Source organism: Acinetobacter lwoffii (assembly GCF_024129115.1).
In the GTDB taxonomy this organism is placed as follows: domain Bacteria; phylum Pseudomonadota; class Gammaproteobacteria; order Pseudomonadales; family Moraxellaceae; genus Acinetobacter; species Acinetobacter lwoffii_T.
The window spans coordinates 40,467-50,442 of sequence record NZ_JAMXXO010000020.1 but is presented as its reverse complement, the minus strand read 5'-3'; the positions used below and the strand labels follow the sequence as shown (position 1 = coordinate 50,442).

Annotated in this window: 8 protein-coding genes; 2 read left to right on the top strand and 6 right to left on the bottom strand. The window is 42.8% G+C overall.

Features of this window, described 5'->3' with window-relative positions; translation table 11 throughout:
- Window positions 1-563: 563 nt before the first annotated feature.
- Together NI470_RS13120 and tyrS are read right to left on the bottom strand one after the other, a co-directional pair.
- Window positions 564-857: a hypothetical protein gene (locus NI470_RS13120; protein ID WP_005104912.1), complete on the bottom strand. Its 294-nt coding sequence runs from the start codon at window positions 855-857 to the stop codon at window positions 564-566.
- A gap of 531 nt (window positions 858-1,388) precedes the next feature.
- Window positions 1,389-2,603 (bottom strand): tyrosine--tRNA ligase, encoded by a 1,215-nt coding sequence (tyrS, locus tag NI470_RS13115; RefSeq protein ID WP_044112806.1) that lies wholly within the window; start codon window positions 2,601-2,603, stop codon window positions 1,389-1,391.
- Window positions 2,604-2,683: 80 nt separating this feature from the next.
- Here tyrS and NI470_RS13110 point away from each other — a divergent pair, with 80 nt between their 5' ends.
- Complete coding sequence (locus tag NI470_RS13110; protein ID WP_253148619.1) at window positions 2,684-3,811, top strand: anhydro-N-acetylmuramic acid kinase; 1,128 nt, start codon at window positions 2,684-2,686, stop codon at window positions 3,809-3,811.
- A 103-nt stretch (window positions 3,812-3,914) separates the two neighbouring features.
- Here the strand turns inward: NI470_RS13110 and NI470_RS13105 are convergent, their stop codons facing one another.
- From NI470_RS13105 to NI470_RS13090, 4 genes are all read right to left on the bottom strand, one after another.
- Window positions 3,915-5,207 carry a lytic murein transglycosylase gene (locus NI470_RS13105; protein ID WP_253148617.1) on the bottom strand — a complete coding sequence of 431 codons (1,293 nt, stop codon included), beginning with the start codon at window positions 5,205-5,207 and terminating at the stop codon, window positions 3,915-3,917.
- A 714-nt stretch (window positions 5,208-5,921) separates the two neighbouring features.
- Window positions 5,922-7,043, bottom strand: a complete 1,122-nt coding sequence (locus NI470_RS13100) for a 5-(carboxyamino)imidazole ribonucleotide synthase (RefSeq protein ID WP_253148615.1) — start codon at window positions 7,041-7,043, stop codon at window positions 5,922-5,924.
- 15 nt (window positions 7,044-7,058) lie between these two features.
- On the bottom strand, window positions 7,059-7,571 hold the full coding sequence (gene purE, locus NI470_RS13095; RefSeq protein ID WP_004647147.1) for a 5-(carboxyamino)imidazole ribonucleotide mutase: 513 nt from the start codon (window positions 7,569-7,571) through the stop codon (window positions 7,059-7,061).
- A 198-nt stretch (window positions 7,572-7,769) separates the two neighbouring features.
- Window positions 7,770-8,111 (bottom strand): DMT family protein, encoded by a 342-nt coding sequence (locus tag NI470_RS13090; RefSeq protein ID WP_004647146.1) that lies wholly within the window; start codon window positions 8,109-8,111, stop codon window positions 7,770-7,772.
- Window positions 8,112-8,353: 242 nt separating this feature from the next.
- Here NI470_RS13090 and mpl point away from each other — a divergent pair, with 242 nt between their 5' ends.
- The gene (mpl, locus tag NI470_RS13085) at window positions 8,354-9,718 is read left to right on the top strand and encodes a UDP-N-acetylmuramate:L-alanyl-gamma-D-glutamyl-meso-diaminopimelate ligase (protein WP_005264469.1); all 1,365 of its coding nucleotides are present in this window, start codon (window positions 8,354-8,356) and stop codon (window positions 9,716-9,718) included.
- Window positions 9,719-9,976: the final 258 nt, after the last annotated feature.

Sequence of the window (9,976 nt, the reverse complement as noted above, 5' to 3'; positions counted from 1 at the left end):
TAACACCTCGTCAGTGCTAGAAGCTGGACTTCGATAAACTCAAAAACTCCGCCATTCTGCTTCGTTCGTTTCCGTCTATCTCGTCGGTATGGGTGCATTCTAGAGGATTTCAGAATCATTGCAACCCCCAATTCACTATATTTTTCACGTATGTCTTTTTTTTCTACAAAAATTACTAAAAAATCGCTTTTTTATCTAATTTTTAAGCGTTTTTATGCAATAAACCCACTAAACACTTCATTTTATTTTTATAACTGAAAATTCATTTAGACCTAAAAACTATCACAATAATATTTAAAACAGTATTTTTAGCCTTTTGATATTGAAATCTTGTCTTTTATTTAAATTAGCTCGTCAAAAGAAAACCAAAATTCCCCTACCTTGCCCAACAAACCGATCTAAATCCTAGACTCCTCAATTGATGAGTTATTTTTGACGTAAAAAGCTTTTATAAAAGCCTATTCTTAGGCTGCTATATAGAAGAGGTATTCATTTTTAGTTTTCGAATCCCAAAACCATGCTTAGATCACTTATATATAGAAGATAAAGTCTGTTATTTTGCATTAAGCGACTTTTTCCTGTTGTTGCTGTCTAAGCCAGTGCTGCATAACTTCTACAATCATGTCTTTCTTGCCCTGATAATCCTCGGCAATAAAGAATAATTTCGCGCGTCGCGGTAACTGCTCTTCAATCAGGGAAAATAAAAAGTAATGCGCGGCCAGATCAAGCTGCATAAATAAAGTATAGACAGATCCATAGAGTTGCTGTTTTTGTTCGACCGGCTGGTATTCAAATAAGAACCGTAATATGCAATCGATCTGTTCATCAAAAATATCTTCTGTTGGAAAGCGATACATTCAATCACCTCTGCTTTAATTTTTTATGTTTTGCACTTTTCTTTTGGAGTCAATTGAAATGAACTCACCCTTAGAGGTCATTCACCTAAGTTTGATTTGCTGATTAATTTTAAGTTTAGTTGTTCAACAAGAAGAGTAGGCATGCAGATTTATATTTTGATTACGCAATCAGAATAAATAAAAAAGGAAGAGATCTCTCCCAAAATCTCCTCCTTAGAATTGAATCTTTACCCGATCCATTATGTCATTATTATAGTTATTCGCTTTAAAGCTTTTAAAAAGAGCCTCTTGGAAAAGAGACTTCTCAGTTGTGGAGTACTATTATTTTTACTACCCTCTAGATGCTCTAAACGAATTCTCTAGATGAATAAATCCTATACATAATAAAGATGAAAAGCAAGCAATTTGGAAAAAATTACCTATTGTTTTCATAGGGTTTTTTTTGAAGTTACTTATTCGATTTATGAATATAGGACATCAATAAAAAAGCAGGCCGAAGCCTGCTTTTATTTCAATAACTTAGCTCTAAATTTAGTCAACAAAAGTCACTTTAGCGATGGATTTTTTACTCGCTTGAATAATCAAAGTCACGTTCTCTTTCACAGAAAAAGAGGCATCAACTGGCTTCCAGTCCACTTTTACCGCACCACGACCAAGTGCATCTTTGGCTTGTGCTGCATTTTTAGTTAAGCCTGCTTCACGTAAAATTGAAGTAATAAAGATTTCGCCACCGAATTCAGCACGTGAAATGGTCACTTCAGGCGTACCTTCAGGCAATTCACCTTCAGTAATGATATTACCTGCACCTTTATGTGCATTGGCAGCTGCTTCAGCACCATGGAAACGCTCGACCAGCTCTAACGCGAGAATCTTTTTGACTTCTTGCGGATTACGGCCTTCTGCCACTTCTTTTAATAGTTGCTGAATTTCTTCAATTGACTTGAAACTTAACAGGTCAAAATAACGCTCGATCAGAGAATCCGGCATTGAAAGCACTTTTTGGTACATCGCACCTGGTGCATCAAATACACCAATATAGTTACCTAAAGACTTGGACATCTTGTTGACGCCATCCAGACCTTCAAGAATTGGTACAGTAATACAGACTTGTGGTTCCTGATCATAACGACCTTGAAGCGTACGACCCATCAACAGGTTAAAGGTCTGGTCTGTACCACCCAGCTCTACATCTGCTTCCAGTGCGATCGAGTCATAACCCTGAACCAATGGATACAAGAATTCATGAATCGCGATTGGCTGATGATTGTTATAGCGCTTGGTAAAGTCATCACGCTCAAGCATACGTGCAACCGTTTGCTGAGATGCCAGTTGAATCAGATCAGCTGCAGTTTTTTGAGCAAACCATTCCGAGTTGAACACCACTTTGGTTTTGTTTGGATCAAGAATCTTAAATACTTGTTCTTGATAAGTTTTAGCATTTTCTAAAACTTGTTCACGTGACAACGGTGGACGTGTAGCACTTTTTCCGGTTGGGTCACCGATCATCGCAGTATAGTCACCGATCAGGAAGTACACCTCATGACCCAAGTCCTGAAATACTTTTAACTTATTAATGAGAACCGTATGACCCAGGTGTAAGTCAGGCGCAGTCGGGTCAAAACCCGCTTTAATTTTTAATGGGCGATTCTGTTTTAATTTCTTGAGAAGGTCTTCTTCAGAAATAATTTCGTGGGTGCCTCGTTGAATGAGGGCAAGTTGTTCTTCAGCCGGCAGGAAATTTGACATCACAAAATCCAATACATCAGTTACTCAATTTGTGCGATATACTAACACTTTTTCAGCATATTGCAGGCTTAAGAATAACCATGACAGCGATCTATATTGGGGTAATGACCGGCACGAGCATGGATGGTGTCGATATTGTTGCTGCTTCTTTTGATCCACTCCAGCTTCATGCCACACTCACTTTGGCATTTGATCCTGACCTTCGGGATGAGCTGATGGCACTGACCTTGCCAGATGACAATGAAATTGACCGCATGGGTAAGGCCGATGTTGCGCTAGCACAAATGATTGGTCATGGTATTAATGCGCTGATTGAAAAAAATAACCTGGATAAATCTAGAATTAAGGCGATTGGCTCGCATGGCCAGACTATCCGGCATCGTCCTGAACATGGCTTCACCCTGCAAATTGGTGACCCGAACATCATTACTGAAATTACCCAGATTCCGGTGATTTCAGATTTCCGTCGTCGTGATCTGGCAGCAGGTGGTCAGGGAGCACCTTTAGTTCCAGCATTTCATCAGGATATTTTCCAGCATAACAGCATTCACCGGGTAATTTTAAATCTGGGCGGTATAGCGAATGTCAGCCTGCTGCCTGCCGGCAAGCCTGAAGAGGTGTATGGTTTTGATACCGGACCGGCCAATATCCTGATGGATGCTTGGTGTTCCCGTTATACCGGTCAGCCTTTTGATGAAAATGGTAACTGGGCAGCCTATGGCACCCCGATTCGCAGTTTGCTTGATCGCTTGCAGTCACACGAATTCTTCTCTAAAGAACCCCCAAAAAGTACCGGTCGTGAAGATTTCAATCTGGAATGGCTAGATGAACAGATTGCCGACTGGCGCAATGACCTACAATACGATGAACTGGAAGACACTCCGGAAAATGTACAGGCGACTTTATTAAAGCTCACCACCCGAGCCATTAAAAAAGCAATTTACCGCTCTGGCATGGATACCGGACAGGTTTTTGTTTGCGGTGGTGGTGCCTACAACTCACATTTACTGGAGCAGTTGCGCTGGCGCCTGCGCAAACATGAATGGAGCGTACAGACTACCGCCGATCTGGGCCTCAGTCCAACCTGGGTAGAAGCCACCGCCTTTGCCTGGCTGGCCATGCGTTTTATGAATCAACTGAATGGCAACCTACCTGCAGTCACTGGTGCCGCTGGTTATCGTGTGCTTGGTACGATTACTGCTGTTTAAATTCAGCGAATTACTATTATCTTGCATGACTATATAGCTACTCAAAAAAAGTCATCAAAAAAGGTCTGCATTCATGCAGACCTTTTTCCTTTTTGAATACTCTTTATTGCATTAAATTTTTGGCATTTTCATTTCTAAAGGCACGCAAAATCTGCTGACCGGCACGACCTGTAGGACTTAAGCCCAAACGCTGCTGTTCCTGACGAATCGCCTGACGGGTTTTATCTCCAATCAGACCATCTACCGCACCAATGTTATAACCTCGATTCAATAAAAATTGCTGGATCTCACGACGTTCTGCACGAGAAGTTCCCGGATCATCAGTAGGCCATGTGGTCATAAATGAGCCTTTACCTTGCAGGCGATCGGATAAATGCGCAATCGCCAAGGCATAACTTTCTGCCGCGTTATAGCTATAAATGGCATCAAAGTTTTTAAAGACCAAAAATACTGGACCACTCGGGCCTGCAGGTGTAACCAATCCGGCCTGAGAAGATTGCGATAAATTTCCTTGAACCAATGCCGAACCATCGGCACGAACCACCCCTTGATTGATCCAGCTACTCAAGGATTTTTTATTTCTTCGGCCTTCACCGGAAACCGACATGCCTTGCGGAATCTTGACTTCAAAGCCCCAAGGTTGCCCGCTCTGCCAGCCACGCTTGCTTAAAAAGTTGGCGGTCGATGCCAGTGCATCAGGAATGCTCGAAACCAGATCACGTCGGCCATCACCATCAAAATCAACTGCAAGTTCATCATAAGTCGATGGCATAAACTGGGTATGACCAAATGCGCCTGCCCAGGAACCCTTTAATTGTTCTTCACGCACATCGCCACGCTGTAACAGTTTCATTGTGGTAAAAAACTCACCACGAAAATAACTCTGGCGACGACCTTCACAGCTCAAAGTTCCTAAAGCCTGTAATAAAGGATATTTCCCCGAAATATCACCAAAATTACTTTCGACACCCCATACCGCAACTACCGTTTCTGCAGGTACACCATAGGTAGCAGCAACACGATTGAGCACCTCACGATGTTGCTGTAGTTTTTGCCGGCCGAGCTGAACCCGTTCTTCATCCACCAAACCAGATAGATAATCCCAAATCGGGGTAGAAAATTCAGGCTGGTAATTCAGGCGTTCAATCACTGAATAATCCGGGTTTAAGTTCTGAGTATAACGATCATAGGTACTGCCGCTTACACCTCTAGCAACAGCTTGACTGCGCAAATTAGCGAGACAGTTTTGAAAATTATTTTGGGAGGCATAATTCGGGATATTTGAACTAGAGGTCAAATCAGTCGGCGTGACACGTTGACCATTAATAATAAGTTCAGCCTGTGCCTGTGAAGCAGCCAAGACCACAGAACCAATAAAAAGTGCAAGCCGTTGCATAAGACCCTTGAATATTTAGATTTTGAATTATGCTTCTACCTTAGCAGCTCATGATGAAAATTAAAGCGCCAATGCGTAAATTTAAATTCATAATTCCTACACTTTTAAATTCATTTTGTAATCTTTAAATTTAAACACGAGTTATCCATAAGCTTGTTTTAAATTCAAATCAGCAGGATTTTTAAATTTAAATTCAAAACATTTGGAATTATTTTTGAATTTAAAAAATTACTGGGGATAACTTGTTTCAGGAAAAGCGAGTCACGATCATCAACATGCTCTAATTACACTCGTTTTTGTTTTAAATTCATTTGAATAATGGGCTAATATTTTTAAATTCAAAAACTTTGAATTCATTTATCCAGTTTTAAATTTGAATTCATATTTTTTGAATTTAAAAGCGCAATTTTAAATTCAAAGTGCGATTTAAATTTGAATTTATTTTTATGAATTTAAATTCAAAACTGCTTTCCAGTTTTAAATTCAAACTTTGATTTCAAGCTTATCTATAAGTGAATATGGCAAAATTCAGCTGTAAAAAAGGTTTTATTGGATTGTTATATTTATACTCAATTGATCAGTTTATAAGCAATTGATTTAAAAACTGATCCGACCAATGGCAGGTATTTTTGAAGAGGCGCAATCATGCCTGAAAGCAGACAAATAAAAAAGCGATCACCGAAGTGATCGCTTTTTTTATCAGCAAGTTAAAGCCTAGATGGTCATATCTTCGCTCAATGCCAATGGATTCGGTAAAATTTTCGCCAGTTGGCGGCAAAGTACAGACAATTGCGCGCTGTCATTTGGCATCAGGGTAATGTGACCAATCTTGCGGCCTTCGCGCTCTGACTTATTGTAAAGATGCAAATGTGCACCTTCCAGAGCAAGTACATCTGCAGATTTCGGATGCTGACCAATGATGTTCACCAAAACAGTTGGGCGGATCACTTCAGTTGAACCTAAAGGTAAACCTGCCACGGCACGCACATGGTTTTCAAACTGCGAACATACTGCACCTTCAATCGACCAGTGACCCGAGTTATGCACACGTGGTGCCATCTCGTTGGCATATAGGCCATTGTCTGTCACAAACAGCTCAAGGGTCAGCACACCGACATAGTTCAGATGATTCAGCAGGCGAGTGATGTATTCTTGTGCTACCGGCTGCAAGTCAGTACTGTCCGGTGCTGGCACAATCGAGTGCGACAGAATGCCGTCATGATGATGATTTTCCGCCAATGGCCAGGTTTTTACATCACCATCTTGGCCGCGTACTGCAATGATTGAAACTTCACGCGAGAAAGCCACAAAACTTTCAGCAATCAGTTCACCTGCAGGACCCAATTCTGCCCAAGCCTGATCAATCTGATCGGCCGAACGTAAAACGAATTGTCCTTTGCCATCATAACCGCCACGCGAGGTTTTCAGTACGATCGGCAAGCCCAGTTCCGCTACGGCCGCCTGTAAGCTTTCCAGTGAAGTGACCGCTTTGTAAGGTGCAACCGGAATTGCCAGTTCATCAAACAAGGCTTTTTCAGACAGACGATGCTGGGCAATCGCTAAAGCCTGACGTGATGGATGCAATTGCTTGCTTTGTGTCAGTACATCGACATCTGCAAGGGGCGTGTTTTCAAATTCCAGGCTAAATACATCTGCACTGTTAATAAAGTCTTGCAGACCATTTTCAGCTTGGCTCGAAATCACCGGACCCAAAGCAGCAGAAGGGCAGTCTGTGCTGGCTTCAAAAAATGTACATTGAATATTTAATGGAAGTGCCGCTTGCGCCATCATACGACCCAGCTGACCGCCACCAAAAATACCGATGGTTTTATCCATAATCTGTGTCTCGACTTAAGCCTGGCCTGGAATATTGTTGCTTGCCACTTTATCTGTTTGCGCTGCACGGAAATCTGCAACATTTTTTGCGATTTCTGGACGGGTCAAACCCAGAATTTGCGCGGCCATAATGGCAGCATTGGTGGCACCGGCAGGACCAATCGCCAAGGTACCGACTGCAATACCTGCTGGCATTTGCACAATAGACAGCAATGAATCAACACCGTTTAAAATCGAAGATTTCACCGGTACACCCAAAACTGGAAGATCAGTTTTCGCCGCACACATCCCCGGTAAATGCGCTGCGCCACCTGCACCGGCAATAATTACCTGAATACCACGATCACGCGCTTGCTCGGCATATTCAAACAGGCGGTCTGGGGTACGGTGTGCAGAAACAACTTCGGCTTCAAATGGGACACCAAGCTGCTTGAGCATATTGGCAGTGTGTTCGAGAGTTGCCCAATCTGATTGAGAACCCATGATAATACCTACGAGAGGAGTATCTTGTGCAGCAGCCGCATTCATTGCAAATTTTCCAGAGATTAAAGTGAGAAAAGATAAATCTCGACGAGAGAGCCAAGCTTGAATAGGAGTGCGTATTATAGACTGAAAATTCAGCTTCATAAAATTTAACGGTCAAAGCAAGGCTCGATTTTTCTTGTTTTTTTGTCGAATTTTCAAAAACTGGAATAAAAATAGGGGAGTAGCCGCAGTTACAACTATTTAGGAACTGCGGAATACAAAATAGACACATCCACACAGACATAAAGCAGCCCAGAGATAATCCAGTTTAAAAGGCTGCTTAAACATGAAAATCATAAAAGGAACAAAGACCAGTAAGGTCACGACTTCTTGGGTAATTTTCATTTGACCGACTGCGAGTCCTTGCTGCGCCAGTAATTTGGTCGCCGGAATCATCAGGCTATATTCAAACAGGGCAATGGCCCAGCTAAATAGAATCGCTTGCCAGAGCGGTGCATCATGCGGCAAAAACTTTAAATGCCCATACCAGGCCAGGGTCATAAAACAGTTGGCAATTACCAGAAGAAATAAAGCCGGCAGCATTTGCATGCACTCTGCAAAAAAGTCGAACTTATTTTACGGTTTATTTGGCGAAAAGATATTGCATCGCTTTGAAATTTTCTTTGAATTTATCCGTGAAACAGGATTTAAAAAATCCCACAACAAGGCCAGAATTTCCACTATCTTTTCAGCTAAAGCCTTGCTATCGTTGCTTGCAAATTGAATAAATCATGACAACAGCACCAATATAAAGTGATGGGTCAGACAGGAACGGAGTAAAGTAGATGCATCTGCATATTTTGGGTATTTGTGGCACCTTTATGGGCTCGTTAGCGCTACTTGCACGCGATCTGGGCCACCAGGTAACAGGTTCAGACCTGAATGTGTATCCACCCATGTCGACCCAACTTGAAAATGCGGGCATCACTTTAATGCAGGGTTATGACCGCAGTCATTTACAGCCTCATCCGGATCTGGTGATCGTCGGCAATGCCATGAAGCGTGGTATTGATGCAGTCGAATATATGCTGAATGCAGGTCTGCCTTATATTTCAGGTCCGCAGTTCCTGGCTGATCATGTTCTGCAAGGTAAACACGTGCTGGGTGTCGCCGGAACACATGGTAAAACCACGACCACCACGATGCTGGCTTGGGTACTGGATCAAGCCGGTCTGGAGCCAGGTTTTCTGATTGGCGGTGTGCCATTGGGCTTTTCGGAAAGTGCGCGTCTCGGTGGTGGGAAATATTTCTGTGTCGAAGCCGATGAATACGATTCTGCTTTCTTCGACAAGCGTTCCAAGTTCGTGCATTACCATCCAAAAACCGCAATTTTAAATAACCTGGAATTTGACCATGCCGATATCTTCGATGATCTAGCCGCAATTCAAAAGCAGTTCCATCATCTAGTTCGTACCATTCCAAGTGAAGGCCGGATTATCGCGCCGATTACTGAAAGCAATATTGATGAAGTGCTGGAGCAGGGCTGCTGGACACCTGTAGTGCGCACCAGTCTGGATGCCAATGAAAAAGCTGAGCTGTATGCAGAACAATTGTCAGCAGATGGTTCACATTTCAAAGTGCTGCAACAGGGCGTGGTCAAAGGCGAAGTACAATGGAATATGACTGGACAGCATTCGGTGGCCAATGCCTTGGCCACGATTGCTGCCGCTGAACATGTCGGCGTATCGATTGAAACTGCCTGTGAAGCACTATCGAATTTTGGTGGGGTGAAACGCCGTATGGAACTGTTAGGCACAGTCCGTGGTATCGAGGTTTATGATGATTTCGCCCATCATCCGACGGCGATTGATACGACCTTAGAAGGTGCGCGCAAACGTCTAGGGGAACGCAAACTCTGGGCAATTATTGAACCACGTTCCAATACCATGCGCATGGGCAGTCATAAAGATGGCTTGGCTCATTCAGCACGTCTGGCCGATGAAGTGATCTGGTATCAACCGGAAGGACTGGACTGGGATCTGCAACCGGTCATTGAGGCTGCGCCAAACAAGGCCAAAGTTGCACGCACACTGGATGACATCATTCAGACCGTGGTGGCAGAAGCAGGCGAGGGCGATGCCGTAGTAATTATGTCGAATGGTGGTTTTGGTGGTTTGCATCAGAAGCTGATTACTGTTTTACAAGCATAAAACAGATTTAAGTGAAGTGAAGAAGCCCGCCTAGCGGGCTTTTTTTAGCATATTAAAACGTTGATTGAGAAAAAGTGAACCGTTGTTCTGATCCTGCAATCCTATGATTTAAATATTGACCCAAAGAGCAGATTTATCTCTGAACCCTCCCTGATGATCTTTTGTTGCAATCTGTACACAAGACTCATTGCAGCGCCATATCACTCAAGGCACAATCGAGAAGAACACAGGTATCTATAGGCCTGAAAGCCAGATCAT

What these genes read in the sequence shown, in the direction of transcription:
- NI470_RS13120 (WP_005104912.1), bottom strand. Translation starts at nt 857, where the DNA reads ATGTATCGCTTTCCAACAGAAGATATTTTTGATGAACAGATCGATTGC.
- tyrS (WP_044112806.1), bottom strand. Translation starts at nt 2,603, where the DNA reads ATGTCAAATTTCCTGCCGGCTGAAGAACAACTTGCCCTCATTCAACGA.
- NI470_RS13110 (WP_253148619.1), top strand. Translation starts at nt 2,684, where the DNA reads ATGACAGCGATCTATATTGGGGTAATGACCGGCACGAGCATGGATGGT.
- NI470_RS13105 (WP_253148617.1), bottom strand. Translation starts at nt 5,207, where the DNA reads ATGCAACGGCTTGCACTTTTTATTGGTTCTGTGGTCTTGGCTGCTTCA.
- NI470_RS13100 (WP_253148615.1), bottom strand. Translation starts at nt 7,043, where the DNA reads ATGGATAAAACCATCGGTATTTTTGGTGGCGGTCAGCTGGGTCGTATG.
- purE (WP_004647147.1), bottom strand. Translation starts at nt 7,571, where the DNA reads ATGAATGCGGCTGCTGCACAAGATACTCCTCTCGTAGGTATTATCATG.
- NI470_RS13090 (WP_004647146.1), bottom strand. Translation starts at nt 8,111, where the DNA reads ATGCTGCCGGCTTTATTTCTTCTGGTAATTGCCAACTGTTTTATGACC.
- mpl (WP_005264469.1), top strand. Translation starts at nt 8,354, where the DNA reads ATGCATCTGCATATTTTGGGTATTTGTGGCACCTTTATGGGCTCGTTA.